Origin of the sequence: Ectopseudomonas khazarica (assembly GCF_017915135.1) — a bacterium.
Classification (GTDB): Bacteria; Pseudomonadota; Gammaproteobacteria; order Pseudomonadales; family Pseudomonadaceae; genus Aquipseudomonas; species Aquipseudomonas khazarica.
Genome location: NZ_CP068551.1, coordinates 4852440 through 4879142, shown reverse-complemented (window position 1 = coordinate 4879142; position 26703 = coordinate 4852440). Strand labels below are relative to the sequence as shown.

General features: G+C 67.2%; 25 protein-coding genes. 3 read left to right on the top strand and 22 right to left on the bottom strand.

Annotation, left to right across the window (positions count from 1 at the left end; genetic code table 11):
* Nucleotides 1-26: 26 nt before the first annotated feature.
* A complete protein-coding gene (locus JLK41_RS22990) occupies nt 27-1088 on the top strand; it encodes a transporter substrate-binding domain-containing protein (RefSeq protein WP_280527674.1) in 1062 nt (353 codons plus the stop codon).
* Here JLK41_RS22990 and JLK41_RS22985 read toward each other — a convergent pair.
* From JLK41_RS22985 to JLK41_RS22970, 4 genes are all read right to left on the bottom strand, one after another.
* Nucleotides 1067-1450, bottom strand: a complete 384-nt coding sequence (locus JLK41_RS22985; protein ID WP_134676388.1) for a hypothetical protein — start codon at nt 1448-1450, stop codon at nt 1067-1069. The genes JLK41_RS22990 and JLK41_RS22985 overlap by 22 nt on opposite strands.
* On the bottom strand, nt 1447-2820 hold the full coding sequence (locus JLK41_RS22980; protein ID WP_210389919.1) for a GTPase/DUF3482 domain-containing protein: 1374 nt from the start codon (nt 2818-2820) through the stop codon (nt 1447-1449). The genes JLK41_RS22985 and JLK41_RS22980 overlap by 4 nt, the downstream gene beginning before the upstream one ends.
* Nucleotides 2821-2928: 108 nt before the next feature.
* A complete protein-coding gene (locus JLK41_RS22975) occupies nt 2929-4320 on the bottom strand; it encodes a DUF2868 domain-containing protein (protein WP_210389918.1) in 1392 nt (463 codons plus the stop codon).
* Between the two features lie 60 nt (nt 4321-4380).
* Nucleotides 4381-5520 carry a glycerophosphodiester phosphodiesterase gene (locus JLK41_RS22970; RefSeq protein WP_037055198.1) on the bottom strand — a complete coding sequence of 380 codons (1140 nt, stop codon included), beginning with the start codon at nt 5518-5520 and terminating at the stop codon, nt 4381-4383.
* A gap of 132 nt (nt 5521-5652) precedes the next feature.
* On the opposite strand from JLK41_RS22970, the gene JLK41_RS22965 reads away from it, so the two are divergent.
* Together JLK41_RS22965 and JLK41_RS22960 are read left to right on the top strand one after the other, a co-directional pair.
* Nucleotides 5653-6174: a dihydrofolate reductase gene (locus tag JLK41_RS22965; RefSeq protein ID WP_244976449.1), complete on the top strand. Its 522-nt coding sequence runs from the start codon at nt 5653-5655 to the stop codon at nt 6172-6174.
* A 105-nt stretch (nt 6175-6279) separates the two neighbouring features.
* Nucleotides 6280-6927, top strand: coding sequence for a YitT family protein (locus JLK41_RS22960; protein ID WP_150606917.1), 648 nt, complete (start codon nt 6280-6282; stop codon nt 6925-6927).
* Nucleotides 6928-6994: 67 nt separating this feature from the next.
* On the opposite strand, the gene gloA is transcribed toward JLK41_RS22960, so the two are convergent.
* From gloA to JLK41_RS22870, 18 genes are all read right to left on the bottom strand, one after another.
* Nucleotides 6995-7522: a lactoylglutathione lyase gene (gene gloA / locus JLK41_RS22955; protein ID WP_037055189.1), complete on the bottom strand. Its 528-nt coding sequence runs from the start codon at nt 7520-7522 to the stop codon at nt 6995-6997.
* 146 nt (nt 7523-7668) lie between these two features.
* Nucleotides 7669-8127, bottom strand: a complete 459-nt coding sequence (locus JLK41_RS22950; RefSeq protein ID WP_210389915.1) for a metallophosphoesterase family protein — start codon at nt 8125-8127, stop codon at nt 7669-7671.
* A 322-nt stretch (nt 8128-8449) separates the two neighbouring features.
* Nucleotides 8450-10288, bottom strand: coding sequence for a dihydroxy-acid dehydratase (ilvD, locus tag JLK41_RS22945; RefSeq protein WP_037055187.1), 1839 nt, complete (start codon nt 10286-10288; stop codon nt 8450-8452).
* A 189-nt stretch (nt 10289-10477) separates the two neighbouring features.
* Nucleotides 10478-11545, bottom strand: a complete 1068-nt coding sequence (locus tag JLK41_RS22940; RefSeq protein WP_210389914.1) for a protein-glutamate methylesterase/protein-glutamine glutaminase — start codon at nt 11543-11545, stop codon at nt 10478-10480.
* Entirely contained in the window at nt 11542-12051 is a 510-nt protein-coding gene (locus JLK41_RS22935) for a chemotaxis protein CheD (RefSeq protein WP_175254186.1), read from the bottom strand. Before JLK41_RS22935 ends, JLK41_RS22940 begins: the two co-directional genes overlap by 4 nt.
* On the bottom strand, nt 12044-12850 hold the full coding sequence (locus tag JLK41_RS22930; RefSeq protein WP_037055182.1) for a CheR family methyltransferase: 807 nt from the start codon (nt 12848-12850) through the stop codon (nt 12044-12046). Before JLK41_RS22930 ends, JLK41_RS22935 begins: the two co-directional genes overlap by 8 nt.
* Before the next feature lie 15 nt (nt 12851-12865).
* A complete protein-coding gene (locus JLK41_RS22925) occupies nt 12866-13378 on the bottom strand; it encodes a chemotaxis protein CheW (RefSeq protein ID WP_037055181.1) in 513 nt (170 codons plus the stop codon).
* Nucleotides 13379-13417: 39 nt separating this feature from the next.
* A complete protein-coding gene (locus tag JLK41_RS22920; RefSeq protein WP_210389912.1) occupies nt 13418-15031 on the bottom strand; it encodes a methyl-accepting chemotaxis protein in 1614 nt (537 codons plus the stop codon).
* Between the two features lie 17 nt (nt 15032-15048).
* Nucleotides 15049-15594, bottom strand: a complete 546-nt coding sequence (locus JLK41_RS22915; RefSeq protein ID WP_150606901.1) for a chemotaxis protein CheW — start codon at nt 15592-15594, stop codon at nt 15049-15051.
* A 3-nt stretch (nt 15595-15597) separates the two neighbouring features.
* On the bottom strand, nt 15598-17814 hold the full coding sequence (locus JLK41_RS22910) for a methyl-accepting chemotaxis protein (RefSeq protein ID WP_210389910.1): 2217 nt from the start codon (nt 17812-17814) through the stop codon (nt 15598-15600).
* Entirely contained in the window at nt 17811-19958 is a 2148-nt protein-coding gene (locus tag JLK41_RS22905; protein ID WP_210389908.1) for a chemotaxis protein CheA, read from the bottom strand. The genes JLK41_RS22910 and JLK41_RS22905 overlap by 4 nt, the downstream gene beginning before the upstream one ends.
* A complete protein-coding gene (locus JLK41_RS22900; protein ID WP_037056486.1) occupies nt 19958-20263 on the bottom strand; it encodes an STAS domain-containing protein in 306 nt (101 codons plus the stop codon). Before JLK41_RS22900 ends, JLK41_RS22905 begins: the two co-directional genes overlap by 1 nt.
* A 15-nt stretch (nt 20264-20278) precedes the next feature.
* Nucleotides 20279-20647 carry a response regulator gene (locus tag JLK41_RS22895; RefSeq protein WP_037056485.1) on the bottom strand — a complete coding sequence of 123 codons (369 nt, stop codon included), beginning with the start codon at nt 20645-20647 and terminating at the stop codon, nt 20279-20281.
* Between the two features lie 10 nt (nt 20648-20657).
* Entirely contained in the window at nt 20658-21809 is a 1152-nt protein-coding gene (locus tag JLK41_RS22890; protein WP_280527673.1) for a methyl-accepting chemotaxis protein, read from the bottom strand.
* A gap of 138 nt (nt 21810-21947) precedes the next feature.
* Nucleotides 21948-22577 (bottom strand): response regulator, encoded by a 630-nt coding sequence (locus JLK41_RS22885; RefSeq protein ID WP_047588915.1) that lies wholly within the window; start codon nt 22575-22577, stop codon nt 21948-21950.
* Nucleotides 22574-24367 carry a PAS domain-containing sensor histidine kinase gene (locus JLK41_RS22880; protein WP_210389906.1) on the bottom strand — a complete coding sequence of 598 codons (1794 nt, stop codon included), beginning with the start codon at nt 24365-24367 and terminating at the stop codon, nt 22574-22576. The genes JLK41_RS22885 and JLK41_RS22880 overlap by 4 nt, the downstream gene beginning before the upstream one ends.
* A 130-nt stretch (nt 24368-24497) precedes the next feature.
* The gene (locus JLK41_RS22875) at nt 24498-25352 is read right to left on the bottom strand and encodes an ABC transporter permease (RefSeq protein ID WP_037056483.1); all 855 of its coding nucleotides are present in this window, start codon (nt 25350-25352) and stop codon (nt 24498-24500) included.
* 7 nt (nt 25353-25359) lie between these two features.
* Complete coding sequence (locus tag JLK41_RS22870; protein WP_152489823.1) at nt 25360-26595, bottom strand: ABC transporter permease; 1236 nt, start codon at nt 26593-26595, stop codon at nt 25360-25362.
* Between the last annotated feature and the right edge of the window lie 108 nt (nt 26596-26703).

The window sequence follows — 26703 nt, the reverse complement described above, 5'->3', positions numbered from 1 at the left end:
CTCAACGAGTGAAAAGGGAGTCCCCCGTGAGCCGCATCGCACTGGCCCTGCTGCTGATCTGCAGTTGTTTGACGAGTCACGCCGAGACCACGCCGCTGCGGGTCGGCATCACCGAAGTGCCACCGTTCGTGATCAAGCACGACGACGGCAGCTGGAGTGGCATCAGCATCGACCTGTGGAATGCCATCGCCGAAAAGAACGGCTATGCCTTCCAGTACGAGGCGATGCCCTTCGATCGCCTGCTCGACAGTCTCGAGCAGAGCAAGGTCGATGTCGTGGTCGGGGCGATGACCATGACCCCCGAGCGCGAGGCGCGCTTCGACTTCACCCATCCGTTCTACTTCACCGGCCTCGCCATCGCGGTGCCGGCCACCGCCTCGGCGGGCTGGTGGACGACCTTCAAGCGCCTGTTCTCCTGGCGGTTCATCAGCGTGGTGCTGGGCCTGGCTGCCGTGCTGATGCTGGTGGGGGCGTTGATCTGGTTCTTCGAGCGCCGGCGCAACCGCGAGCAGTTCCCCGAGGAGCCGGTGCGCGGCCTGGGCGATGGCTTCTGGTGGGCTGCCGTGACCATGACCACCGTCGGTTACGGCGACAAGTCGCCGGTGACGCTGGGCGGCCGGCTGGTCGCGGTGGTGTGGATGTTCGCCGCACTGATCATGGTCTCGACCTTTACCGCCGCAATGACCACGGCCCTGACCGTGAGCAATCTGCAGGGCGCCATCCAGGGCCCTGGCGACCTGCAAGGCGCGCATGTCGCCAGCGTGCAGCGCACGGCCAGCTCGCACTGGCTGCAGGAGCAGCGCATTCGCCAGAGCGACTACCCGAGCCTGAGCAAGGCGCTGCAGGCCGTGCAGCAGGGCGAGGCCGACGCCATCGTCTACGACAAACCCATCCTGCAATACCGCAATCGCGAGCTGGTCGGTGCGCGCCTGCAAGTGCTGCCCGGCACCTTCGAGAACCAGAGCTACGGCTTTCTGGTGCGCAGCGGCAGCCCGCTGCGCGAGCCGATCAGCCGCGCGGTGCTGGGCATCATGGATGATCCGCAATGGCCGCGAACGGTGAGCGACTACCTGGGCGAGGAACTCTGAGGCGGCACCTCAGGCGTCGCCTGGGGTTCGGTCTGCAGCGGGAAGCGTCGCGCGATCTCGTCGATGATTTCGCGCGGTCCGCTGATCCTCCATTCCAGCCAGTTGTCCCACTCCAGCCTCAGCTCATCCAGGCCCCGGCGCAGGCGGTAGCTGTCGTAGTCGATGCCCTTGTCGAAGGCCAGCGGGCTGTACTGCGCCACCTGCCGCCAGCCCTCTGCCTTCAGGCTGTCGAGAATGCGGTCGCCGAGTTCGCTGTCGATCATCTCCACCGAGACGTGATCGGTCGTGTCCACCGGCGTGCGCTCGAGCCGTCTGCGCTGCAGCCAGCGACGCAGCGTGGTGAGGACGTTCAGGCTCTTCATGCCTCGGCCAGTTGCGCGGCCAGTCGCTGCACCTGCTCCTGGCGTTCGGCGTCCTCCAGGCGTGCGCCGGGGTTGAGCGACGACCATTGCGGGTGGGCGCGTGCGACGCTGAGCGGGGCGGGCAGCTTGCCCTGGCGCCAGAGGTTTTCCTGCGGGGCGCCGAGGGTGATGGCGTCCATGGCGGCGTGGCCGCGCCGGTCCAGCGCGGCCAGCAGCTGTTGCTGGCGCAGGGCGAGCAGGCGCAGCACGGCGTCGTCGACGGTCAGTTCGCGCTGGCCCTGCAACTTGCCTTTCAGGCGTTGCCCGTAGTTGCGCAGGGTCTGCGCACTGCCACCGATCAGCGCACCCAGTGCCGCCGCTGCGCCGAGGGTCAGGCCGCCGACCAGCAGGTCGACCCCGACCCCGGTCGCGGCGCCTGCGGCCATGCCGCCGCCGACCTTGATGCCGAGCTGCCTGAGGGTTTCCGGGTTGAACAGGTCGTCACCCCAGCGGCCGTCGAGCAGGGGCAGGTCCGCGGCCTTGGCATCGTCGCGGCGGAAGGCGTACAGGCGCAGCAGCGCCTCGACGCAGCGCTGCTCACGCTGGCGGATGGCGTCACGCAGTTCGGCGATGGCGCCTTGCTCCAGCAGCGGCTGGGCGGCAACGCTGCGCCGGCAGGCGGCGCAGTCGATCAGCAACTCGGCGACCACGCGCTTGCCGGCCTGGCGGCGGGCCTGGCGCTGTACCTGGTGATCCTCGATCAGGCGCTGCAGTTGCACCCGCGAACGCTCCAGCAGCAGGGCCAGGCTTTCGTACAGGCGGCGCTCGCCGTCTTCGGGGGGCGCCACGCTGTCGAAGGCCACCAGCGCATGCAGGCCGAGACGCGCCAGGGCCTCGCGCCACTCGCCTTCGCGGTGCTGGCTGCTGGCGACGAAATTGAGCACGGGCAGCAGCGGGCGCCCGCACATGGTCAGCACGGCCAGTTCGTCGCGGTACTTGGCCAGCACCGGCTCGCGCACATCGATCACGTACAGCCCGGCATCGCAGGCCATGAGCTGGCGCAGCACCTTGGCTTCCTGCTCGTAGCGCTGGCGCGCCTCGCTGCCCTCCAGGAAACGGCTCAGGCGCGCCGGGCCGTCGAGGCGTTCGCCAGGGCGATCGAGACGTTCCAGGTAGTCGAGCAGGGCGATGGCATCTTCCAGGCCTGGGGTGTCGTACAGCTCCAGCAGGGCCTGGCCGTCCACCGACAGGCGCGCGCCTTCGACGTGGCGCGTGGTGCTGGCGCATGGCGAGACCTCGCCGAAGTCGACGTCACGGGTCAGGGTGCGCAGCAGCGAGGTCTTGCCGACGTTGGTGTGGCCGACCAGGGCGAGTTTCAGCGGTGGGCTCATGGCGCGGCCTCGGTCGGGGATACGGACTGTAGGGTGGATGATGCTTCACCCATCCACCACGGCGATTGGTGGATGAAAAAAGCGTCATCCACCCTACGTCGAGCCTGTTCAATCATGCCCGCTCTCCAGCCAGTTCAGTGGAGCGCTGTCGCCATGCTGCAGGCCCAGTCTGTCGAGGGCCTGGTGCCAGTCGGCCAGGCGCGCGCTGTCCAGGCTCGCGCCGGGCGCGGGCGAGAGCAGCCAGATGCGCGTGGCGGCCGCGCAGCGCGCCAGTTCGCCGAGCAGCGCCAGGCTGCCGCGATCCGGTGAGCGCTGCGGGTCGCAGGCGATGACCAGGCGCTCGGGCGGGAAGCGGGTCAGCTGTTCGAGCAACTGGCGGCGCTGCTCGCGGCTGTCGATCACCCCGGCATCGGCGACGCCACTGGGCAGTTGCAGCGGCGGCCAGCTGCGCCGTTCATCCAGCTCCAGGCCCAGCAGCAACGCGCCACTGCCGGCTTGCGGGTTGGCGCCGGCTTGCGGCTGGTGCAGGGTGGCCGGCGCCAGGTCGCAGACGCCGAGGCGCTCGCTGTCCGGCTGCAGGCGTTGGCGCAGCAGGTCGTAGCCGGGCAGGTCGAGTGCCAGGCGCAGCGCTGCCTTGCCGCCGAGCCAGCGCCACAGGCACAGCAACGTCAGCAGCAGGCGTGGCAACAGGCCGTAGACCAGCAGCACGCCGATCAGCCAGCCGGCCCAGCTCTGTCGGGCGACCTCGCTGGCGATGGCAGCGTCGCCGCTGGCGCGAATCAGTGCGACGTCGGGCAGGCTGAAGCCGAGCAGGGCCGGCAGCGCGCCGATGGCCTGGGTCATGGCGATGAAGCTGTCGCCGCCGAGGATGGTGGTTTCCCAGACGAAGCCGTAGCGCCGTGTGGCGAGCAGCAGCAGTGCGCTGCCCAGGGCGGCGAGCATGGCCAGCGTCCACAGGCCGTTGCTCAGCAGGCCCAGGCCCCAGCGGGTCAGGCGCTGGCGCTGCAGCATCAGCAACAGGGCCGGCGCCAGGTGGGCGGCACTGGCATCGCGGGCCAGCTTGTCGCTGAGCCAGAGCCACAGGCGGCCGAGGGCGCCGGGGTGGTCGCGGGTCAGCAGCAGGCCGATCAGCCAGCCGAGCAGCATCAGCAGGTCGAGGCCGAGCAGGCTGCCCAGGGCCCAGAACACGTTGACCGGCTGGCGTCCGTCGCCCAGCGCCGCGAAGGCCAGGCCGGCTCCGCTGAACAGCGCCAGCAGCGCCAGCAGCAGGCCCGCCAGGCGTGCGCCCTGCAGCCAGTGCTGCAGGGCTTGCCACTGACCATCGCGACGGGCCAGGAGCAGGGCCCGCTGCTGGATACGCGTGGCCAGATCGCCGTGCTCGGCGCGGGCCAGGCGATTGGCCTCGGCATCTTCGAGCGGGCCGGCGTGTTCCTCGCGCAGGCGGATCGTCTCGCTGAGCCAGAGGCGTTGAAAGGCGGTGGGGGAGGAGGCGTCAGTCACGCGGCGTCTCGTCGTGCGGATCAGAGCTTGAGGATAACCCCTGATCCGCCCCCGTGCGAATCAGCGCTGTTCGCGCAGGCGTACGGCGATATCCGGTTGGTCGATGAACAGGCCATCGATGCCGGTGGCGAGGAAGGTGCGCAGCTCGGCGTCGATGTCGCCGCGTGCGGTCGGATCGCTGCCATTGCGCAGGTCTGCCGGCAGGAAGGCGTTCTCGGCGCGGAAGGTATAGGGGTGGACCTTGAGCCTGGCGGCATGGGCGTCGCTCACCAGGCTGGTCGGCGTGGTCAGGTTGCCGGCTGCATCACGCGGGATGATCATGCCTTTCTCCGGACCGATGCCGCTGGCGTAGCGGGCGATGGCTTTCAGGCCCTTGGGCGTGATCATCTGCGCATAGCTGAGGTCGGTGCCGAGTGCCTGCTGGTCGTAGGGCTGGCCGTCCGTCCACAGCAGCTGGATCAGGCGGATCGAGGTCATGCGGCTGAGGGTCTTGAGGTTCTCCACCTCGAAGGACTGGATGTACACCGGCGCCTTGGCGCTGGCGTAGCCGTTGCGCTTGAGCACGGCCAGCAGCGGTTTCTCCATGGCCAGGCCGAGTTGCTGGAAGTGGGTGGGGTGCTTGGTTTCCGGGTACAGGCCGATCACCCGTTGCTGGCTGAGCTGCAGGCTCTTCACCAGGTCGATGATTTCCTGCAGGGTCGGGATTTCGAACTGGCCGTCGAAGCGCGTATTGCCCGGACGGACCTGCGGGATGCGCTCGATGGCGCGCAGCGTCTTCAGCTCGGCCAGGGTGAAGTCCTCGCTGAACCAGCCTTCCAGGCTGACGCCGTCGACCGTCTGGGTGCGCTTGCGTGCCGCGAACTCGGGGCGCTGGGCGACATCGGTGGTCAGGCCCAGCTCATTGTCATGGCGCGCCACCAGTTGCCCGTCGCGGGTCATCACCAGGTCCGGCTCGACATAATCGGCGCCTTGCAGCACGGCCAGGGCGTAGGCGGCCAGGGTGTGTTCGGGCACGTAACCGCTGGCGCCACGGTGCGCGATCACCAGCGGCTTGCGCGCAGCATGCGCGTGCTGTGGCTGTGTGCCGGGTTGGCGCTGGGCCCAGTCGATGGCGTTCTGCACGGTGTCGGCCTGCACCGGCAGTGCAGCGCTCAGCAGTCCTGCGCACAGCAGTCCTGTGCGCAACAGGTTCGATATCATCGCGGCATCTCCTTGCTCGGGTGGGAGCGCAAAGCCTGGCGCATGGACGATGACGATTCGGCGACAAACCGATGGCCGGTTGCCCGGGCTGTGAGCTGCTCGTCACTTGGTCGCTCTGCTATGCTCGCCGTCATGAACAAGACACTCCCCCTTTCGCTGATCGCCGCCCTCGCGCACAACCGCGTCATCGGCCGCGACAACCAACTGCCCTGGCACCTGCCGGCGGACCTCAAGCACTTCAAGGCACTGACCCTGGGCAAGCCGATCATCATGGGCCGCAAGACCTGGGACTCGCTTGGCCGGCCCTTGCCGGGGCGCCTCAACATCGTCGTCAGTCGCCAGCCGGGCTTGCGTCTGGAAGGTGCCGAGGTGTTCGCCTCCCTGGAAGAGGCAATCGCCCGTGCCGACGCCTGGGCCCGTGAAGAGGATGCCGAAGAGTTGATGCTGATCGGCGGCGCGCAGCTCTACGAGCTGGGCCTGGCGCGGGCCGACCGCCTGTACCTGACGCGGGTCGGCCTCGATCCCGAGGGCGATGCCTTCTTCCCCGAGGTTGACCAGACGCACTGGCACATGAGCTCCAGCGTGGAGCACCCGGCCAGTGCCGAGACACCCTTCTACGCCTTCGAGGTGTGGGAACGTCGCGACACACAATAACGACACCGCCGGCCGTCCCTGCCACCCGCTTCCCGCGTGCGGCGCGACGGCCACCGCCTTGCCTCTGCCATCACCTCTTTCGTGCACCCTGATGCAGGTTTTTCGATGACTGAGCAATCGCCCGTCGATGAGCGCCCGAGCGCCGTCGCCGCACTCTTCGTTCGCCACCCGTTGTGGGAGGATGCCCTGGCGCTGCTGTTCGGCACCGCCCTGGTGGCCCTGGGGATCACCTTCTACGCCCATGCCGGTTTGCTGACCGGCGGGACGGTGGGCATCGCCTTCCTGGCCAACTACCAGGCCGGCTGGCCCTTCGGCCTGGTGTTCTGTCTGGTGAACCTGCCGTTCTACCTGCTGGGCATCTGGCGCATGGGCTGGGGCTTCACCCTGCGTACCGGCTGTGCGGTGCTGCTGGTTTCGCTGCTGGCGGAGCTGACCCCGCACTGGGTCGCCTTCGCCGCGCTCGATGCCATCTACGCCGCCCTGTTCGGTGGCGCCGCCATGGGCCTGGGCCTGCTCATGCTGTTCCGCCACCGCGCCAGCCTGGGCGGGGTGAACATCCTCGCGCTGTATCTGCAGGAGCGTTTCGGCCTGCGGGCAGGGGCGGTGCAGATGGGCATCGACGCCAGCATCGTGCTGGCGTCTATCTTCGTGGTCTCGCCGGACAAGGTGCTGCTGTCGGTGCTGGGCGCGGTGATGCTCAACCTGGTGCTGGCGATCAATCACCGTGCCGACCGCTACGTTGGCGTGAGTTGAGTGGCTCGACGAACGAGGGGCTGCCTCGCAGGAGGCAGCCCCTCGTCGGGCGTCGCGGGCGCGACGGTCACTGCACGTCGGTGAACTGGATGATTTCCACCCAGTAGCCGTCCGGGTCCTTGATGAAGGCGATGTCGCGCATGCGGCCGTCGGTCAGGCGTTTCTGGAAGTCCACGCCGAGCTCTTCGAAGCGCTGGCAGGCAGCCTTGATGTCCGGTACCGACACGCACAGGTGGCCGAAACCGCGCGGGTCGCTGTTGCCGCTGTGGTAGGCGAACTCCGGGTCCTGCTCGGTGCCGTGGTTGTAGGTCAGCTCCAGCACGCCGGGGATGGACTTGCGCCATTGGTGGCGCGCGGCCGGGTCGGCCGGGATCTGCGACTTGTCGGCAATCAGCGCGAGGAAGTACAGGCTGAACTCGGCTTCGGGGAAGTCCTTCTTCTCCAGCAGGGTGAAGCCCAGCACACGGGTGTAGAAGTCCAGCGACTTCTGCAGGTCCTTCACGCGGATCATGGTGTGGTTGTAGACGAAGTCGGCGGTGGCGACGTCGGGCTTGGCGGTCACGCCAGGGATGGCGTTGAGCTCGTCGAGGGTCATGAAAATCTCCATCGAGACATTGAAAAAGCGCTACCTGCCTAGATGGTCTCGGCAGCGGCGTTTTTCAAGGGGCCTTTGGGTGGTGGTGGTCGGTGGGACGGTGGACGGGTGAAGCGTCGTCCACCCTACGCCGGCATGCGGGGGTATCAGACCTGCAGGGTGATCAGCTCGGCCCTTACCCGGCCGCCTTCGATATGCAGGATGCCCACGCCAATGGGCAGCTTGAAACGCCGTGGTCCGGCGCTGCCCGGGTTGAGGTAGAGCACGCCGTCGCGCGTCTCCTGCAGGGGCTTGTGCGAGTGGCCGGCGATGACCACGTTGATGTCCTGCTCAGCCGGGTCGACATCCAGCTGCTTGAGGTCGTGCCGCATGTGCAGCCGGACACCACCGAAGTCCAGCGTCAGCTGATCGGCGATGGTGTCGGCCCAGGCGTCCTGGTCGTTGTTGCCGCGCACCACCGACAGCGGCGCGATGCGCTCCAGCTCGGCCAGGATGTGCGGCCCGCCGATATCGCCGGCGTGCAGCAGATGGTCGACACCCAGCAGCGCGGCCAGCGCCTCGGGGCGCAGCAGGTTGTGGGTGTCGGCGATCAGGCCGATGCGCATGGCGGGCTCCTGAGCAGGGTGCAGGCATCAGCTTGCTGGCGAACGAGCGCAGATGCAAAACCTTGGGCAAGAAAAAGCCCGGCAGCAAGGCCGTAGTGCTGTTCCTTTAAGAGTTGGTCGGACGCGATAGTCCCCTCGCCCCTTTGGGGAGAGGGTTAGGGCGGGCCGCGTTCGGAGAGGGGGAAACTGGCAGTTTTGCGGCATTTTCAGCCCTCTCCCCCAGCCCCTCTCCCATAAATGGGAGAGGGGAGCCAAACCTGTGCAACCTCAAATGAACAACGCTGCGCCAGGAAGGCCGGGCTTTTCATGTCGCAACGCGGGGTCAGCCGTCGAGCAGCGCCTTGTTGCGCACTGCGCCCTTGTCGGCGCTGGTGGCGAGCAGGGCGTAGGCCTTGAGGGCGGTGGTCACCTTGCGCGCACGGGGTGCGGCCGGCTTCCAGCCTTTCTGGTCCTGTTCGCTGCGGCGCTTGGCCAGCTCTTCATCGGATACCAGCAGGTTGATGCTGCGGTTGGGGATGTCGATGAGGATCTTGTCGCCGTCCTGCACCAGGCCGATGGCGCCGCCCGAAGCCGCTTCCGGCGAGGCGTGGCCGATGGACAGGCCGCTGGTGCCGCCGGAGAAACGGCCGTCGGTGAGCAGGGCACAGGCCTTGCCCAGGCCCTTGGACTTCAGGTAGCTGGTCGGGTACAGCATTTCCTGCATGCCCGGGCCACCTTTCGGGCCTTCGTAGCGGATGATGACGATGTCGCCGGCCTTCACCTCGTCGGCGAGGATGCCTTTCACCGCGCTGTCCTGGCTCTCGAACACCTTGGCGGTGCCTTCGAAGACATGGATCGACTCATCGACGCCGGCGGTCTTCACCACGCAGCCGTCGAGGGCGATGTTGCCGTACAGCACGGCCAGGCCGCCTTCCTGCGAGTAGGCGTGCTCGACACTGCGAATGCAGCCTTCGGCGCGGTCGTCGTCGAGGCTGTCCCAGCGGGTCGACTGGCTGAACGCGGTCTGGGTGGGGATGCCTGCCGGGCCCGCCTTGAAGAAGTGGTGCACCGCCTCGTCCTGGGTCTGGGTGATGTCCCACTGGGCGATGGCCTCGGCCATGTTCGGGCTGTGCACGGTGTGCACGTCGGTGTGCAGCAGGCCGCCACGGGCCAGCTCACCGAGGATGGAGAAGATGCCACCGGCACGGTGCACGTCTTCCATGTGGTACTTCTGGATGTTCGGCGCCACCTTGCACAGCTGCGGGACCTTGCGCGACAGACGGTCGATGTCGCGCAGGTCGAAGGCCACTTCGCCTTCCTGGGCGGCGGCCAGCAGGTGCAGGATGGTGTTGGTCGAACCGCCCATGGCGATGTCGAGCATCATGGCGTTCTCGAACGCCTTGAAGTTGGCGATGTTGCGCGGCAGCACCGACTCGTCGCCTTCGCCGTAGTAACGCTGGCACAGCTCGACGGCCAGGCGCCCGGCGCGCAGGAACAGCTGCTCGCGGTCGCTGTGGGTGGCCAGGGTGGAACCGTTGCCCGGCAGGGACAGGCCCAGGGCTTCGGTCAGGCAGTTCATCGAGTTGGCGGTGAACATGCCGGAGCAGCTGCCGCAGGTCGGGCAGGCGCTGCGTTCGTACTCGGCGACCTTCTCGTCGGATGCGCTGGAGTCGGCGGCGATGACCATGGCGTCGACCAGGTCCAGGCCGTGGCTGGCCAGCTTGGTCTTGCCGGCTTCCATCGGGCCGCCGGAGACGAACACCACCGGGATGTTCAGGCGCAGGGCGGCCATCAGCATGCCGGGGGTGATCTTGTCGCAGTTGCTGATGCAGACGATGGCGTCGGCGCAGTGGGCGTTGACCATGTACTCCACGGAGTCGGCGATGATCTCGCGGCTCGGCAGCGAATAGAGCATGCCGTCGTGGCCCATGGCGATGCCGTCGTCCACGGCGATGGTGTTGAATTCCTTGGCCACGCCGCCGGCTTTCTCGATCTCGCGGGCGACCAGCTGGCCGAGGTCCTTCAGGTGCACGTGGCCGGGCACGAACTGGGTGAAGGAGTTGGCGATGGCGATGATCGGTTTCTTGAAGTCTTCGTCCTTCATCCCGGTGGCGCGCCACAGGGCGCGGGCGCCGGCCATGTTGCGGCCGTGGGTGGAGGTCTTCGAGCGGTAATCAGGCATGGTCGGGTCCTGCGGCTAATTCGGAGGTGTGTGCGGTGAGCGTCGTCGGGCAGCTGATCGCCGCATGTAGGGGGGCTGCATGACGAGACGGGATCACCTCTCGCGCGGCCGGGGCTCACGGGCCCGCCGGTGATGCCGGCGAGCAATCGCTCGATTCTACGCCCGCCGAGGCAGACGGGCAAAGGCCGCTCAGCCGCGTTCGTTGCGCAGGATGCAGGCGGGAATCTGCTCCAGGGCCACTTCGCGGTCGACCGCCCCCAGTTTCCTGGCTTCCTTGGGCATGCCGTAGACCACGCAAGTGGCTTCGTCCTGGCCGTAGGTGATGGCGCCGGCCTCGTGCATCTCGCGCAGGCCGCGGGCGCCGTCGTCGCCCATGCCGGTCATGATGATGCCGGTGGCGTTGGCGCCGGCGGCGCGGGCGGTGGAGCGAAACAGCACGTCCACCGAGGGCTTGTGGCGGCTGACGGGCGGGCCGTCGACCACTTCGACCACGTACTGGGCGCCGCTGCGCTTGAGCAGCATGTGGCGCCCGCCGGGGGCGATCAGGGCGCGACCGGGCATGACCCGGTCGCCGTTGCGGGCTTCGCGGACCTCGATCTGGCACAGGCCGTTGAGGCGCTCGGCGAAGGCGGCGGTGAAGCGCTCGGGCATGTGCTGGACGATGACGATGCCGGGGCAGACCCGTGGCAGCGCCGTGAGCACGTGTTCCAGGGCCTGGGTGCCGCCGGTCGAGGTGCCGATGGCGATGATGCGCTCGGTGGTGCGGGTCATGGCGCCGCTGCTGGCGGCAGGCAGGATGGCATCGGCGTTGAGCTTGGGCTGCACCGCCGGCGCTGCCGGGCCGAGGCGCTTGAGGTGGGCCTGGGCCGCCGCACGGATGGCGCCGACCAGCTCTTCGGTGGCTTCGATGAGGAACTGGCGCAGCCCGGCCTGCGGCTTGGTGACGATGGCCACCGCCCCGGCGGCCATGGCCTCCATGGTGGTGGCGGCACCCTTCTCCGTCAGGGTGGAGCAGATCACCACCGGGGTCGGGCGCTCGGCCATCAGTTTCTTCAGGAAAGAGATGCCGTCCATGCGCGGCATCTCCACGTCCAGCACGATCACGTCGGGCCAGTTGCGCTGCATCTTGTCCATGGCGAACAGCGGGTCGGCGGCGGCACCGATGACTTCGATGCCCGTGTGTTCGGCAAGGCCGGCGCTCAGTACCTGGCGGACGACTGCGGAGTCGTCGACGATCAACACCTTGGTGTTCTTCATGGCGTGGGGGCCTCGTAGCGCCGGGTGGCGATCTGTTGGGACGTGGGGCAACGCAGTGCGATGTGCCCGCTGCAGACATCGAAAATCAGGTTGCGGTAGCCATCGCCACCAGCATGCCGTTCATGGCATTTCAGGCCGTGGGCGGCGAGCAGCTCCAGGCCGGCGCGCACGTTGCTCTGGCCGATGTTGCGCTGGCACAGCTCGCCGAACATGTTGCCGCCACCGAACAGGCTGATGCGGTAGTCCTGCGGCTGGCTGCCGCTGGCGCGGATCTTCTCCAGCAGCAGGTGCAGTGCCTCGTCGGCGTAGCGCCCATCGAGCCGGCTGCCGGGGTGGCGGCGGCTGGGCAGCATGTAGTGGCACATGCCGCCGATGCGTTCGCCGCGGTGCCACAGCACCAGCGACACACAGGAACCGAGCAGCGTGCGGATGCGCGTGCGACGGTCGCCGAAGTACAGGTCACCTGGCTGCAGGAGCACTTCGATGACGCCGTCCGGGTTATGCATGGGGTTTGCGATAGATCGAGGGGCGCAGCGACTGCAACTCGTCGCTGATGCCGTGCAGGCTTTCGGAGTGGCTGACGAAGAAGTAGCCACCGGGACGCAGCCGTGCGCAGAGACGTTGCACCACCTGGCGCTTGGTCGGCGGGTCGAAGTAGATCATCACGTTGCGCAGGAAGATTACATCGAACACACCGACATCCGGCAGGGCGTTGTTGAGGTTGATCTGGCGGAAGCCGATGCGCCGCTTCAATGCCGGCTCCAGGGTGAACATGCCGCTGTGGCTGCCGGTGCCGCGCAGGCAGTGGCGATGCAGCAGCTCGCGGGGGATGCCGCTGGCGTCCTCTTCCGGATAGATGCCGGTGCGTGCCTTGTCGAGGATGCGCGTGCTGATGTCCGACGCGAGGATCTCCCAGGGCCGCGACGGCAGGCAGTCGGCCAGCAGCAGGGCCAGGGTGTAGGGCTCCTCGCCGCTGGAGCAGGCGGCGCTCCAGACGCGCAGCGGCTGGCTGCTGCGCAGGTCGTCCTGCAGGCGCTCACGGAGGAATTCGAAGTGCTTCGGCTCGCGGAAGAAGTAGGTTTCGTTGGTGGTCAGCAGGTCGACTGCGGTTTGCAGCTCGGCCTTGTCCTTCATCAGCAGCTGGAAGTAGTCACCATAGCTGTTCAGTTCGAAATGGCGCAGGCGCTTGCTCAGGCGTCCGGCCACCAGCTGGCGCTTGGCGTCGCTCATGGCGATGCCGGCGATCTCGTGGATCATGTCGCGAAACTGCTGGAATTCGCGGTTGTTCAGGCTCAGGGCTGTCATGGCGCCGCTCCAGGGTCAGGCCGGTTCGGGTTGTGCGGCGGCAGTGGCGAGCTGGCGCAGGTCGGCGAGCGAGAGAATCCGGCCGATGTCCAGCAGCACCACCAGGCGCTCGTCGAGCTTGCCCATGCCGAGCAGGAAGTCGGTGGGGATATGGCTGCCGAAGCTGGGCGCGGGCTCGATGTCCTGCTCGGGAATCTCCAGCACCGCGTTGACCGCCTCGACGACGATGCCGATGACCTGCTGCATCTGCTCGCGCACCACCTCCAGGATGACAATGCAGCTGCGTCGTCCGATCTGGGTCTGCTGCTGACCGAAGCGCTGGCGCAGGTCCATGATCGGCACCACGCCGCCACGCAGGTTGATCACGCCGAGGATGCTCGCCGGCATCAGCGGCACCGGGGTCAGGCGGCCGTACTCGATGATCTCGCGGACGTTGCGCGTGCCGACGGCGAAGAGTTCCTCGCCGAGGCTGAAGGTCAGGTATTGCTGGGTGGTGTCTGGCGCCGTGGCCGGGTTGAAACTGGGCATGGGTCGCTCCTCGGGCACCCGCAGGTGCCCGGCTGGGGGCTAGGACTGGAAGCGAATGAAGCCGCTGGGGATCATCTGCTCGAGCAGCTCGCTACCGGCTTCGCTGGCGCTGCGGCTGCGCGCCGGCTGGCGAGGGGCGAGGAGCGGGGCGCGGGCGGCCGAGACCTTGAAGAAGTCCATCAGTTGCTGCAGCTGTTCGGCCTGGCCACTCATTTCCTCGGCGGTGGCGGCCAGTTCCTCGGCGGCGGAGGCGGATTGCTGGGTGATGTCGCTGAGCTGGGTCATCGCGCAGTTGATCTGGCCGACGCCGGCGCTCTGTTCCTCGGAGGCGGCGGCGATTTCCTGGACCAGGTCGGAGGTCTTGCCGATCGACGGCAGCATCTGGTCGAGCAGGCTACCGGCGCGTTCGGCCAGTGACACGCTGCTCTTGGCCACTTCGCTGATCTCCTGCGCGGCCACCTGGCTGCGCTCGGCCAGCTTGCGCACCTCGGCGGCGACCACCGCGAAGCCCTTGCCGTGCTCGCCGGCGCGGGCGGCCTCGATGGCGGCGTTGAGGGCCAGCAGGTTGGTCTGGTAGGCGATGTCGTCGACGATGCCGATCTTCTCGGCGATGGTCTTCATCGCCGCCACGGTGTCGCGCACGGCCTGGCCACCTTCGTCGGCCTCGCGCGCGGCCTTGCCGGCCATGCCATCGGTGACCCTGGCGTTCTCGGTGTTCTGCGCGATGGAGGCGGACATCTGCTCCATCGAGGCGCTGGTTTCCTCCACCGATGCGGCCTGTTCGGAAGCGCCCTGGCTCATGCTCTGGGCCGTGGCGGAAATCTGTTCGGAGGCACTGGTGAGGGCGTCGGCATTGCTGCGCACTTCGCCGATGATCTGCGCCAGTTTCTCGCTCATGCCCTTGATCGCGGCCAGCATGCTGCTGGTGTCGCCGTCCCGGGTGCTGACCTCGGTGTTGAGGTCGCCGGCGGCGATGCGGCTGACCACTTCCACCGCGTAGGCCGGTTCACCGCCGAGCTGACGCAGCAGGTTGCGGGTGATGAAACCACCGAACAGGCCGATGACCAGCAGGGTGGCCAGCGAGACGACGATGGCGATCCAGGTGGCGTGCTGCAGGCTGGCCTGGGCCTGTTGGCTACCGTCGTTGGCCATGGTGATGTTGTAGTCGCGGTGCTTGTCGATGGCGCTGCGCAGCGGGTCGATGACCGCGTGCTGCAATTCGAGCATGGATTCGCGCGCGGCCTCGTCCTTGTGCTGGCGCGACAGGGCCAGCGCCTTGTCGATGCCCTGGAGGAGGTTGTCGATGCCCTGATGCTCGGTGTCGAAGAGCTGCTGGTCCTGCTCGTCGCTGATGGTCGCAGCGTAGTCGTCGAGGGCGGCCTGGATGTCGCCACGGTTGCCGGCGATGAGCTTGTCCACGGCATCCATGGCCTGGTCGTCGGCGCTCAGTACATGTTCGTAGACCAGTTGCACCTGCATGTTCACCGCCGTGCCGAGCTTGGCCAGGGCGGTAATGGCGGGCACCGAGTTGACGTTGCCGAAGTTGGCGGCGTTGAACACCTGGTTCATCTGCTGGTAGGACACACCCGACAGCAGCAGGATGCCGAGCAGGGCCGAGAGAACCAGGAGAGTCATTTTCTTGCTGATGGTCATGGCAGGGCTCCTGCGCGTCAGCGCACGTCTGCAGCGGGGGAAAGGGATTCGTTGCGCAGGCCGGCCATGGCCGCGATCTGCTCGACCGAGAGCACCTGTTCCATGCGCAGCAGGGTGATGAAACGTTCGTCCAGGCGCGCCATGTCCTCGATGAACTCGCTGCGCACGCGGCTGCCGAAGGCCGGGGCCTGACGCAGGGCGTCGGCCTCGATCTCGACCACGGCGCTGACGGCATCGACCAGCGCGCCCATCAGGTGGGTCTCGTCCTCGTCGAGGATCTCCACGATGACGATGCAGGTGCGTGCGCCGAGCGGGCTCAGGCCATGGCCGAAGCGATCGGCGAGGTCGATGATCGGCACGATGGCGCCGCGCAGGTTGATCACGCCGCGCACCAGGCTGGGCATCATCGGCACCTGGGTGACCTGGTCGTACTCGAGAATCTCGCGCACGTAGCGGCTGGCCACCGCGTACATGTCCTGCTGTACGCGGAAGGTCAGGTACTGGCGCTGCTGTTGTGCGCAGCCGTCAGGCGTGTCCAGAGGCAGATCGACGAGGGCACCCATGGCTCAGCTCCCGTAGCGGACGAAGCCGCTCTCTTCGTCGTCCGCCACCACCGCTGCGCGCGTCGGCGCGGCACTCAGCGGGCGACCGAGTGTGGTCACCCCGGCGCTGGCGCGGCTGGCCAGGTGGAAGAACTGCATCAGTTGCTGCAGCTGGACGGACTGGCCGTTCATCTCCTCCGCCGTGGCGGCCAGCTCTTCCGAGGCGGCGGCGTTCTGCTGGGTGATGTCGCTGAGCTGGGTCATCGCCGAGGTGATCTGGTTGACCCCGGTGCTCTGCTCTTCGGAGGCGGCGGTGATTTCCTGGACCAGGTCGGAGGTCTTGGCGATCGATGGCAGCATCTGGTCGAGCAGGTTGCCGGCCTGTTCGGCCAGCGACACGCTGCTCTTGGCCACTTCGCTGATTTCCTGCGCGGCCACCTGGCTGCGCTCGGCCAGCTTGCGCACCTCGGCGGCGACCACCGCGAAGCCCTTGCCGTGTTCGCCGGCACGGGCGGCCTCGATGGCGGCGTTGAGGGCCAGCAGGTTGGTCTGGTAGGCGATGTCGTCGACGATGCCGATCTTCTCGGCGATGGTCTTCATCGCCGCCACGGTGTCACGTACCGCCTGGCCACCCTCGCTGGCTTCGCAGGAGGCCTTGCCGGCCATGCCGTCGGTGACCTTGGCGTTCTCGGTGTTCTGCGCGATGGAGGCGGACATCTGCTCCATCGCCGCGCTGGTTTCCTCGACCGAGGCGGCCTGGCTGGAGGCGGCGTGGCTGAGGGTCTGGGCGGTGGCGGAGATTTCCTCGGCGGCGCCGCTGAGGGTCGCGGTGGAGAGGTGCACCTGGCCGATGATGTCGCTGAGTTTCTCCACGGTGCTGTTGAGCGAATGCTGCAGGTCGTGCAGATGGCCCTGGAACTGGCCGTGCATGGTGCGGGTCAGGTCGCCTTCGGCGAGGCCGGCGATGACCTGCATGGCTTCGTTCAGCGGCACGATGATCGCTTCCAGCGTGCTGTTGATGCCGTCGACGATGCGGCGGAAGTCGCCCTGATGACGGCTGGCGTCGGCGCGGGTGTCGAGCTGGCCGTGCTGCGCCGCCTGGCTGAGCATCTGGGTGTCTTCGATCAGCGCCTGGACATTGGCGCGCAGGGTCTCGATGGTGTCGTTGATGAAGGCCTTCTTGCCGGGGAACTGCTCCAGCGGCGCGCTCAGGTCGCCTTCGCCGAAGGCCTTGATGCAGGCCATGGCCTTCTTCTTCACGCTGATGTGGCCGGCGACCATGGCGTTGATGCCCTGGGCGATCTCGGCGTAGCTGCCGGTGAAGCGTGTGGCGTCGATGACCACGTCGATGTCGCCCTTGTCGTGCTCGTCGGACATGTGCCGCATCTCGCTCATCAGGCCGGTGAGGTTGCCGCGCAGGGTCTCGATGGTGTCGTTGATGAAGGCCTTCTTGCCGGGGAATTGCTCCAGCGATGCGCTCAGATCGCCCTCGGCGAAGGCCTGGACGCAGGCCATGGCCTTCTTCTTCACGCTGATGTGGCCGGCGACCATGGCGTTGATGCCCTGGGCGATCTCGGCGTAGCTGCCGGTGAAGCGCGAGGCGTCGATGACCACGTCGATGTCGCCCTTGTCGTGCTCGTCGGACATGTGCCGCATCTCGCTCATCAGGCCGGTGAGGTTGCGCCGCAGGGTCTCGATGGTGTCGTTGATGAAGGCTTTCTTGCCGGGGAACTGCTCCAGCGGTGCGCGCAGGTCGCCCTCGGCGATGGCACGGACGCAGGTCATGGCCTTCTTCTTAACGTCGATATGGCTGGCGACCAGCGCGTTGATCGCCACGGCGATCTCGCGGTACACCCCCGGTCGCTGGCTGTCGAGGACGGCGTCGATGTCGCCGCGGGCATGCTCGTCGGTCACGCGGCTCAGCTCCGTGAGCAGCGCGGCGAGCTGTTCGCCGGTCTGCTGCTGGCTGTGCAGGAGCGAGCCACGCGCTGCCTGGGGCTGGTTCGTGCGGGGCAGTTCCCCCTGCGCCAGCTGCTCGGCGAGGTCATGCAGTGCACGCGGTTCGCCGCCGAGCTGCAGCTGCAGCGCACGGTTGAGCTGCCAGCCCTGGAACGCCAGGGCGGCGCCTGCGAGCAGGGCAATGCCCAGGGCCAGGTAGGCGTTCAGCGCTGGCAGGGCCAGCAGGGTCAGTGCGATCAGCGCTGTTGCGACTAGCGCCGCGATACGGGTTGCCAGGTTCATAGCACAGTACTCCTGAGGTTGCCGGAGGGGGAAAGGGTGCGGCTGCTGCCGCCTTGGCTGACTTGCGAGAGCAGGCCGGGGATATCGAGGATCAGCGCCACGGCGCCGCTGCCGAGGATGGTGAAACCGCTCAGCGCCGGGACCTGGCAGAACACCTTGCCCAGCGGCTTGATCACGGTCTGGAACTCGCCCAGCAACTGGTCCACCACCAGGCCGGCGCGAATCCCGGCGTAGCTGATCACCACCACGTTCTCGCGCCGGGGCGGCTGGCTCTGGTCCTCGAACAGCTGGCGCAGGCGGATGAAGGGCAGGACGTCGCCACGCAGGTCGAGGTGCTCCTGGCCGGCGAGCTGTTCGCTGGGCAGTTCGATGCATTCTTCGACCATGTCCAGCGGGATGACGTAGCTGGCCTGGCCGACACCGATGAGGAAGCCGTCGATGATCGCCAGGGTCAGCGGCAGGCGGATGCGCACGCAGGTGCCCTGGCCCAGGGCGCTGTCGAGCTCGACGCTGCCACGCAGGGCGGTGATGTTGCGCTTGACCACGTCCATGCCGACGCCGCGCCCGGAGAGGTTGCTGATCTGCTCGGCGGTGGAGAAGCCCGGCTCGAAGATCAGGTTGAAGATCTCCTTGTCGCTGAGCTGCTGGCCTTCGCCGATCAGGCCGCGTTGGCTGGCCTTGGCGAGAATCTTCTGCGGGTCGAGACCGCCGCCGTCGTCGGACACCTCGATGACGATGCCACCGGCCTCGTGGTAGGCATTCAGGCGCACCACGCCTTGCAGCGGCTTGCCGGCGGCCTGGCGCACCTCGGCCGGTTCGATACCGTGGTCCATGGCGTTGCGCACCAGGTGGGTGAGCGGGTCGCCGATCTTCTCGACCACGGTCTTGTCCAGCTCGGTGTCGCCGCCGCTGACCTGCAGGACGATGTCCTTGCCCAGTTCCCTGGAAACGTCGCGGACCACGCGCTGGAAGCGATTGAAGGTGGCGCCGATCTGCACCATGCGCAGGGTCAGCGTGCTGTCGCGCACTTCCTCGACCAGCCGCGACAACGTTTCGGCGGATTCGCACATGCCGGCCAGGCCACTGCGCTGGGCCAGCATGCGGGTGTTGGCGCCGGCGATGATCAGCTCGCCGACCAGGTTGATCAGTTGGTCCAGCTTGGCTGCGTCGACCCGGATCAGGTTGGTGTCACCGTTTGCGCGTGGGGCTTCCTTGCTGGCCACGGCGCGGCTTTCGCCGGCGCCGGACGCGGGAATGGCCGCTTGGTGCGTTGCCGGCGCCACGGCGCTGGAGCCATTGGCCTGCTCCAGCAGTGCAGCGTCAAAGCTTGTGCAACGCACCAGGCGTTCAACTTGCAGGGCGCCTTCGGCGGCGCGTAGTTCCAGCAGCTCTTGCAGCGCCGTCAGCGGCGCGCCGGGCGGCAGGATACGGATGCTGCCGTCTTCGCGGACGAAGTCGAAGGCACCCTCGATGGCTTGCGCCTCGGCGGCGCTGGAGAAGGCCAGTTCCAGGCCCAGGTAGCAGCTTTCCGGGTCCATCTCGTCCAGCACCGGCAGATGCTCGAGCACCGGCTCGACATGCACGATGTTGCCCAGGGTCTCCAGGTAGCGAACGAAGGCCAGCGGATCCATGCCGTTGCGCAGGGTGTCCTGGCCGAAGCGCAGCGACAGGTGCCAGTGGCCGTTGCCGCTGGCCTCCACGGTCTCCTGGGACTGCGCGGCGGCGGCGGGGGTCGTCTCGGCCTGGTTGTCGAGGTAGCGGCGCAGGGCCTGGACCAGTTCGGCCTCGCGGGCGTGGTGTGCCGCCGCCAGCTCGGCCAGGTCGCGGCCCTCGGCGAGGTGACCGATCAGCCCGGCCAGGTGGTCACCGACCTGCAGCATGAGGGCGATGAGTTCGCCGTCGAAGCGCACTTCGCCGGCGCGGACGCGGTCGAGGACGCTCTCGGCGACATGGGTGAAGGCGACGATGGAGTCGAAGCCGAACAGCCCCGAGGACCCCTTGATGGTATGCGCGGCGCGGAAGATGGCATTGATCAGTTCGGCGTCGTCCGGCGTCTGCTCGATCTGCAGCAGGGCATCTTCCATCTGCTGCAGCAGCTCCTGGCTTTCGGCGATGAAGGTGCCGATCACGCTGTCGAGGTTCATCAGTGGTTCTCCTCTGCGAGCAGCGTCGTGCCCAGGCCACTGAGCCGGAGCAGTTCCGAGATGGCCGGGCTGACGCCACGGAAGTGCAGGTCGATGTCCATGCGGCGTGCCTGCTCGCGGGTGGCCAGCAGCAGCTGCAGGCCGGCGCAGTCGAATTCCTCGACGCCGCTGAGGTCGATCTCCAGGGCGATGGCGCCCTGCAGGGCCGAGCTGAGACGGGGCTTGGTGTCGGCGGCGGTGTAGATGCTCAGGGCGCCGTCGAGTACCAGTTGGCGGGTGTCAGTGGCTGGGGACGTGGCGTGCATGGCACACCTCCTGACTCAGGGCAGGATCAGTTTGGAAACGGCGGTCAGCATCTGCGCCGGCTGGAAGGGCTTGACCACCCAGGCCTTGGCGCCGGCCGCCTGGCCTTCGCTCTTCTTGGCATCGCCGGCTTCGGTGGTGAGCATGATCACCGGGGTGAACTTGTAGCTGGCCAGCGTCTTGACGTTCTTCAGGAAGGTGATGCCGTCCATGTTCGGCATGTTCACGTCGCTGATGATCAGGTGCACCTTGCGCCCGTCGAGCTTGGTCAGCGCATCCTTGCCATCGACCCCTTCGATGATGTCGTAGCCGGCGTTCTTCAGGGTCATGCCGACCACCTGGCGGATCGAGGCGGAGTCGTCGACGATGAGAATGGTCTTGGCCATGGGGAAGTCCTCAGAAGAAGGTGATGTCGGAAGCGCTGGCGGCGGACGTGCCGTGACGGCCGCTGTGGATGGCGTGCTGTTCGGGCGTGGTGTAGGTGTGCGAGAGGTCGTCCAGCCAGCCGCTGGCGTCGACCTGGCCGCTTGCATCGACCAGGCGCAGGCCGAGTTTCTCGATGTCGTCGCGCATGTGGCCGAGCATCTGGCTGACGCGGTCCTGGAACTGCAGCGCGACCAGCACCTCGGAGATTTCCTCGCCGACCGCCTGGTTCTGGCTGTGCAGGGTGTTGCCGTGCTCGACCAGGCGCGTGGCGCCGTGGCGGAAATCCTCGATGACCTGGCGGATCAGCTGGCTGGCGCTTTCCAGGGTGCTGGCGTCGCGGCTGGCGTGTTCGTTGGAGACGTGCAGGGTGTGTTCGATGGCGGTGCTGACGTTCTCGATGGTCTCGCCGATGCGCTTGCCGGTTTCCTCCGAGAGGGTCGAGAGCTTGCGCACCTCGTCGGCGACCACGGCGAAGCCACGTCCGGCCTCGCCGGCGCGGGCGGCCTCGATGGCGGCGTTGAGGGCCAGCAGGTTGGTCTGCTTGGCGACGTCGCCGACTTCCTGGGCCATGGTGCGCAGCTGGGTGGTGTAGCCGCTGAGGCGGACCACTTCGGCGAGCAGGGTTTCCTTGCTGTCCAGGGCCTGGCGCAACTGGCTGACGATGTCTTCCAGTTCGTGTTCGCTGCCGGCCAGCAGCTTCAGCAGCGCTTCGTCGTCGCTCGGCGCATCTACGCCGACCACGGCGCTGATGCGCTGCGCCAGGTGGGTGAAGCGTTCGCTCAGGGCTTCGATGGCGGTCTGGGTGTGGAGGCGGGCGGCTTCGATCTGCTGCGACCAGATGGGCGCGATGTTGCGGCACAGCTCCGCCAGGCCATGCACGTGGCGTTCGGCTTCCCGGGCCTGGCCGACGGCGATGGCGCTCTCCTGGACCTCAGAGAGGGTCCGCGCCTGCGCGCTGGCCTGGCGGCGCAGGCTGACATGCACCACGACACCCGGTAGCAGGGCGGCGACCAGCCAGTAGTGGCTGGGTACTTGCGTCGCCAGCCAGACCAGCGACAGGCTGCAGAGGCTGACGAGGACGGTGGTAATCCAGCTGGCTTGGGTGGTGGTCTGAGCGTTCACGTTCACACTCCATCGAGCAACGGGAGCGGGTATTGGCTACCCGTTCATGGCTGTCAGGATGGTCTGTGAAGGGCTATCCGGGCATCGTCTGATTCCGGTGATGGCATAAGGCTATTCCGGTTTCTTGTAGGAATTTTCCTACCTCGACAGCTGCTCCGTCAGGGCGAAGCGGATGATGTCGGCATTGCAGCTGAAGCCCATCTTCTCCATCAGGCGGGTCTTGTGGGTGCTGACGGTCTTGTTGCTGATCGACAGGTGTTCGGCGATCTGGTTGACGCCCAGGCCATCGGCGAGCAGGCGCAGGATCTGGAATTCCCGGTCCGACAGGCTGTGCAGGCCACTGTTGCGCTCCTCGGCGTTGGCGAAGGCCAGCTGTTCGGCGATGCGCGGGTCGAGATAGCGCCCGCCGTTGGCCACCTTGTTGATGGCCGCGAGCAGGGTTTCGGCGTCGTGGTCCTTGGTCAGGTAGCCGCTGGCGCCCGCACGCAGGGCGCGCTGGGCGATCTGCGCTTCGTTGTGCATGCTCAGCACCAGGATCGGCAGCCTGGTGTAGTGCCCGTGGATCCGCGCGATGAGGTCTTCGCCGCTGATGCCGGGCATGCTCATGTCCAGCAGGACCAGGTCGACCTCGGTGCTGCGCAGGCGCTCGAGCACCTGGCCGCCGTTCTCCGCTTCCGCGACCACCTGCAGGCGGCTGTCGAATTCGATCAGCTGCTTGAGCCCGTTGCGCATGATGGTGTGGTCGTCCGCGATCATGATGCGGGTCATGAGTCCTCCTTGGCCGGCGTGATGGGCAGGCTGGCCTGTACCGTGGTGCCTTGTCCGGGATGGCTGAAGATCACCACTTCGCCGCCGAGGCTGGTGCCGCGTTCGCGCATGCCGGCGAGGCCCAGTGAGCGGGTGTTGACGGCCGACGGGTCGAAGCCGCGCCCGTTGTCGGTGATATCCAGCTGGTAGACGTCGTCGAGCCGTTCCAGACTCACCACCGCCCGGCTCGCGCCGGAATGGCGGGCGACGTTGTTCAGCGCTTCCTGCACGATGCGGAAGGCGGTGGTCGCCTGGTCATCGCTGAGGGCCGGTTCGTCGCTGTGCGTGGTCAGCTCGCACTCGATCCGGGTGTGCTGGCGGAATTCGCTGGTCAACCACTCCAGGGCCGGGTACAGGCCCATGTTGAGCACCGCCGGGCGCAGGCTGGTGGCGATGGAGCGCACCACCTGAATGGTTCGGTCACAGAGCTGCATCAGCCCGTCGACGGCATTGTCGAGACCGGGCGCCTTGGCGCCGAACTGCAGGTGCAGCATGGAAATGCCCATGCGCAAGGCCGTCAGGTGCTGGCCGAGTTCGTCATGGATTTCCTGGGCGATCAGCTTGCGTTCTTCCTCCCGGGCCGACTCCCGGCGGGTGGTCAGGTCGCGCAGCTGCTGGTTGCTCTGCGCCAGGCGCCGTTCGGCCTTGCGGATGTTGGTGATGTCCCTGGCCAGCGAGAGCACGCTGGTGATGGCGCCTGAAGCGTTGCGCTCGGGCACCAGTTGCACCAGGTAGTGGTGTTGCAGGTCGGCGGGGCCGTCGATGCCGTGAATCAGCTCCTCCTCGAGCGAGTCGCCGCTGAGGGCGACCTCGCGCACCAGGTCGGCCATGATGTCGACCTGGGAATTGTCACCGAAGGCATCGCGCGCGGGACGCCCGCGCGCCTCCACCAGCGGCAGCCGGCACAGGGCTTCGAGGGCCGGGTTGGCGTAGATCAGGCGGAAGTCCGGGGTCAGTCGGCCGACGGCGTCGTGGGTGTTCTCGATCAGCGCGCGGAACTGGCGTTCGTTGTGCAGCAGGGTGTCGGCCAGGCGCTGCTGTTCGGTGAGGTCATGCAGGAGTGCCAGGCAGTAGCCCCGGCGATCGTAGTAGAAACGGTTGAACCTCACCGAGACGTGGTAGCGCGTGCCATCCACGGGGTGGCTCAGCTCCAGCTGCACCGGGCCCTGGCCCTGCATCAGCTCGCGCAGCTCGTCATCCGAGTGCAGGGCCAGGGGCACCAGCGCCTGGCCGATGCTCTGTCCCATCAGGTACTCGCGGCGTTGGCCGAGCAGGCGAGTGGCGGCGTCGTTGAGGTAGCAGATGTTCAGGCCGTCATCGAGCAGCAGCGCACCGTCGGTGGTGTAGTCGAGGGCGAAGCTGAGCAGGTAGGCCTGCTCGGCACGCTCCTGCGTGGACCGCGTCGGGGTAAAGCGGACCAGGAAGTGATCGATGCCGCTGTCCGCCTGCGACACCCAGCAGACGCTGGTGTGCAGCCACTTGTAGGCGCCCTCCTGGCTGTGCAGGCGCAGCTCGCCGCAGGGGATGTCGAGCTGCTGGCGACGGGCACGCTCCAGTGCGTAGTCGAAGGTGTCGCGGTCCTGTGGATGCAGCCACTGCGTCAGCGGCTTGTTGCCGTGCTCGCCGATCAGTGCCTGCAACGCCGGGTTGCTGTACTGCAGGCAGCCACGGACATCGAGCAGACCCAGGCCGAGAGGGGCGGACTGCCAGGCCGCGCTGAGCAGGGACTCTTCCGAGTGCTTGTCCTTCAAGGCGTTCCTCCAATGAGCGACCTGTCCAGTATGGGTCAGTTTCTCGATGAAGGTGTGCCAGGCAGGGCCAGGCTGCGCGGCCGGGGCATTCAGCCCGGGATGTACGCAGCCTGGCGTGGCTCGCCGGGGCTCAATGCGGTATCTCGATGCCGCGCATGCGCTCCGCACGCCGGCGCAGCAGTTCGATGGTGACCAGCAGAGCGATGGAGACCAGGATCAGCAGGGTGGCGATGGCCAGGATGCTCGGGTTGATCTGCTCGCGCAGGCCGGAGAACATCTGCCGGGGGATGGTGCGCTGCTGCGGGCCGGCCATGAACAGGATCACCACCACTTCGTCGAAGGAGGTGATGAAGGCGAACAGCGCGCCACTGATCACGCCGGGGCGGATCAGCGGCATGATCACGTCGAAGAACACGCGCACGGGCCGGGCGCCCAGGTTCAGCGCCGCCCGCGCCAGGCTGTAGTCGAAGCCGGTGAGCGTGGCCGTCACGGTGATGATGACGAAGGGCGTGCCCAACGCCGCGTGCGCCAGGATCACGCCCAGGTAGCCGCCTGCCAGCCCCAGGTCGGAATAGAAGAAGAACATGCCGGCCGCGGTGATGATCAGCGGCACGATCATCGGCGACAGCAGCAGGGCAGTGACGAAGCGCCTGAAGGGCATCTCGTCACGCGCCAGGCCCACCGCCGCACAGGTGCCCAGCACCGTGGCGAGGAGGGTCGAGAAGATGCCGATGATGAAGCTGTTCTTGATCGCCAGCAGCCATTTCGGGTCGCTGAATATCTCCCGGTACCAGCGCAGCGAATAGGCCTCCGGGTCGAGGGTGAGCATGCCTTCGGTGAAGCTGAAGAACGGCTCGGCGTTGAACGACAGCGGCACGATCACCAGGATCGGCAGGATCAGGAACAGCAGCACCAGCCAGGAGCCGGCCTTGAGCAGCCAGGTGCCGAGGTGGTGCCAGAAGCCGTAGTAGGCGGGGGTCTTCATCGCGTCCTCATCCCAACTTGATATTGCTGGCGCCGACGAAACGGTCGTACACCCAGTACAGCAGCAGGATCAGCCCGAGCAGCAGCGAGCCGAGCGCGGCCGCCAGCTCCCAGTTGTTCGAGCGCTGCATGTGGAAGGCGATGATGTTGCTGATCATCTGCCCGTCGGTGCCGCCGACCAGGGCCGGGGTGATGTAGTAGCCCACCGAGATGATGAACACCAGCAACGCGCCTGCGCTGAGGCCGGGCAGGGTCATCGGGAAGTAGATGCGCACGAACGCGGGGATCGGCTTGTCGCCGAGGCTCAGGGCCGCGCGCAGGTAGCTGGGGTCGATGCCGCGCATGACGCTGTACAGCGGCAGGATCATGAACGGCAGCAGGATATGGGTCATCGCCACCACCGTGGCGAACGAGGTGTAGAGCATCTCGATGGGCTGGTCGACCAGACCGAGCCCCACGAGGAAGGAGTTGATCACGCCGTTGGTCTGCAGCAGGGCTATCCACGAGGTGGTGCGTACCAGCAGCGAGGTCCAGAACGGCAGCAGCACCAGCACCAGCAGCAGGTTGGCGCGGTTCGACGGCAGCCCCGCCAGGTAGTAGGCCAGCGGGTAGCCGAGCAGGGCGCAGAGCAGGGTGATCACCAGCGCCATGTTCAGGGTCTTGGAGTACAGCTGCAGGTAGATCTGCGTGTCCTGGCGCACCTGGATGCCCGTCTCCGGGTCCAGCTCCAGGTCGAGGGCCGTCAGGTAGTAGTCGTAGGTGTAGACTTTGCCGGCGCGCGCGATGGCGTACCACAGCTCGGGTTTGGCCCAGTTGCGATGGGCCTGCATCAGGGTCTTCACGCCCTGGCTCGGCAGCGCGTCGGCGTCGAGGCGCCCGACCCGGCGGGCACTGGATTTGACCACGCTGGACATGCCGGCGTAGGCGCGGTTGAACTCTTCGGCGAGCTTGCCCGACAGGCGCTGCTGGTTGAGCGCATGCAGTTCGCCGACGAAGACCTGCAGGGTCTGCTCGTCCGGCAGCTGCTGGTGATCGTCCCAGCGCTGCAGTTCGGTCAGGGTCTGTGGAATCAGTTCGGCCACGGTCGGGTGGTACACGCTGCGCCACAGCATGGTGCCGATCGGGGCGACGAAGGTGACGATGATGAACAGCAGCAGCGGCGCCACGAAGAGGAACGCGGTGAGGCGTTTCCGGCGACGGGCGCTGGCGGCTTGGCCGGCTTCGCTGGTGGTCAGGGATGACAAGGCATTACTCCGATTTCAGCATCTCTCCCGTTGCGGCGAGGCGCCGTGGCAAGGGCCCCAGCCGCGAGCGACGCGGCTGGAACCCTCCCACGAAAGCTCCGGGGAGAG

Bases quoted from the DNA above. Each gene is read 5' to 3' on its own strand.
- JLK41_RS22910 (WP_210389910.1), bottom strand. From the start codon at position 17,814: ATGAACCTGGCAACCCGTATCGCGGCGCTAGTCGCAACAGCGCTGATC.
- JLK41_RS22895 (WP_037056485.1), bottom strand. From the start codon at position 20,647: ATGGCCAAGACCATTCTCATCGTCGACGACTCCGCCTCGATCCGCCAG.
- JLK41_RS22900 (WP_037056486.1), bottom strand. From the start codon at position 20,263: ATGCACGCCACGTCCCCAGCCACTGACACCCGCCAACTGGTACTCGAC.
- JLK41_RS22980 (WP_210389919.1), bottom strand. From the start codon at position 2,820: ATGAGCCCACCGCTGAAACTCGCCCTGGTCGGCCACACCAACGTCGGC.
- JLK41_RS22925 (WP_037055181.1), bottom strand. From the start codon at position 13,378: ATGCCCAGTTTCAACCCGGCCACGGCGCCAGACACCACCCAGCAATAC.
- JLK41_RS22905 (WP_210389908.1), bottom strand. From the start codon at position 19,958: ATGAACCTCGACAGCGTGATCGGCACCTTCATCGCCGAAAGCCAGGAG.
- JLK41_RS22930 (WP_037055182.1), bottom strand. From the start codon at position 12,850: ATGACAGCCCTGAGCCTGAACAACCGCGAATTCCAGCAGTTTCGCGAC.
- JLK41_RS22970 (WP_037055198.1), bottom strand. From the start codon at position 5,520: ATGATATCGAACCTGTTGCGCACAGGACTGCTGTGCGCAGGACTGCTG.
- JLK41_RS22920 (WP_210389912.1), bottom strand. From the start codon at position 15,031: ATGACCATCAGCAAGAAAATGACTCTCCTGGTTCTCTCGGCCCTGCTC.
- JLK41_RS22950 (WP_210389915.1), bottom strand. From the start codon at position 8,127: ATGCGCATCGGCCTGATCGCCGACACCCACAACCTGCTGCGCCCCGAG.
- ilvD (WP_037055187.1), bottom strand. From the start codon at position 10,288: ATGCCTGATTACCGCTCGAAGACCTCCACCCACGGCCGCAACATGGCC.
- JLK41_RS22875 (WP_037056483.1), bottom strand. From the start codon at position 25,352: ATGAAGACCCCCGCCTACTACGGCTTCTGGCACCACCTCGGCACCTGG.
- gloA (WP_037055189.1), bottom strand. From the start codon at position 7,522: ATGACCCTCGACGAGCTCAACGCCATCCCTGGCGTGACCGCCAAGCCC.
- JLK41_RS22985 (WP_134676388.1), bottom strand. From the start codon at position 1,450: ATGAAGAGCCTGAACGTCCTCACCACGCTGCGTCGCTGGCTGCAGCGC.
- JLK41_RS22965 (WP_244976449.1), top strand. From the start codon at position 5,653: ATGAACAAGACACTCCCCCTTTCGCTGATCGCCGCCCTCGCGCACAAC.
- JLK41_RS22885 (WP_047588915.1), bottom strand. From the start codon at position 22,577: ATGACCCGCATCATGATCGCGGACGACCACACCATCATGCGCAACGGG.
- JLK41_RS22935 (WP_175254186.1), bottom strand. From the start codon at position 12,051: ATGCATAACCCGGACGGCGTCATCGAAGTGCTCCTGCAGCCAGGTGAC.
- JLK41_RS22960 (WP_150606917.1), top strand. From the start codon at position 6,280: ATGACTGAGCAATCGCCCGTCGATGAGCGCCCGAGCGCCGTCGCCGCA.
- JLK41_RS22915 (WP_150606901.1), bottom strand. From the start codon at position 15,594: ATGGGTGCCCTCGTCGATCTGCCTCTGGACACGCCTGACGGCTGCGCA.
- JLK41_RS22940 (WP_210389914.1), bottom strand. From the start codon at position 11,545: ATGAAGAACACCAAGGTGTTGATCGTCGACGACTCCGCAGTCGTCCGC.